This is a genomic window from Bradyrhizobium sp. NBAIM03, assembly GCF_020194055.1.
In the GTDB taxonomy this organism is placed as follows: Bacteria; Pseudomonadota; Alphaproteobacteria; order Rhizobiales; family Xanthobacteraceae; genus Bradyrhizobium; species Bradyrhizobium yuanmingense.
Window position 1 is genome coordinate 1 of the sequence record NZ_JADYVS010000183.1, and the last position, 430, is coordinate 430.

At 60.0% G+C, this 430-nt stretch carries 1 pseudogene; it reads left to right on the forward strand.

From position 1 onward, the window contains the following. Positions 1-430 (forward strand): annotated as a pseudogene (gene actP, locus I6F21_RS37995) (cation acetate symporter); the annotation flags it as partial.

Consider the following 430-nt stretch of genomic DNA (forward strand, 5'->3'; position numbering starts at 1 on the left):
GGCTACGACGGCCAGATCTACTCCATCGGCTTTCTGGTCGGCTGGCCGATCATCACGTTTCTGATGGCCGAGCGGCTGCGCAATCTTGGCAAGTTCACCTTTGCAGACGTGGCAGGCTACCGGTTCGAGCAAGGCCCGATCCGCAGCTTTGCCGCCGTTGGCACGCTGGTGGTGGTGGCGTTCTATCTGATCGCTCAGATGGTGGGTGCAGGCCAGCTCATCAAACTGCTGTTCGGGCTGGATTACTGGATCGCGGTGGTCATCGTCGGTGCGTTGATGATGGTCTACGTGCTCTTCGGCGGTATGACCGCAACCACCTGGGTGCAGATCATCAAGGCGTGCATGCTGCTGGCTGGCGTGACGTTCATGGCCATCATGGTGCTGGCGCAGTACGGTTTCAGTCTGGAGGCGTTGTTCGCCAAGGCTGTGC